A 279-nucleotide genomic window follows, 5' to 3' on the forward strand; every position below is an offset into this window, starting at 1 on the left:
TGCCAAGCAACCGAAGACAGATAGCGTAAAAAATCATCCATACACAGAGGTGAAAATTTCTTACGCAACATCAGATTTAACAAAATGCTCCTTCCAGTACAGCCCTGTTGATTTTTGCGACGACAAGCACGTCGCCACATACAACGACACGCTCAAAACGCAAGCGCCGAACTTTAACGACCACTATATTCTTTTGACCTACCCTGAATTCAAAAATTATCACCAAAGGTCAGTTGTCGCAATCGACACCCAAACTGGGATAGTGTACCCACTTCCGAT

Annotated in this window: 1 protein-coding gene; it reads left to right on the forward strand. The window is 43.7% G+C overall.

Annotation, left to right across the window (positions count from 1 at the left end; translation table 11 throughout):
• Nucleotides 1-49: 49 nt before the first annotated feature.
• Nucleotides 50-279: hypothetical protein (locus SB659_RS19350; protein ID WP_410551567.1), on the forward strand; the 230-nt coding region annotated here is incomplete at its 3' end.

This window comes from Arthrobacter sp. SIMBA_036 (genome assembly GCF_046535135.1).
Taxonomy (GTDB): Bacteria; Actinomycetota; Actinomycetes; order Actinomycetales; family Micrococcaceae; genus Arthrobacter.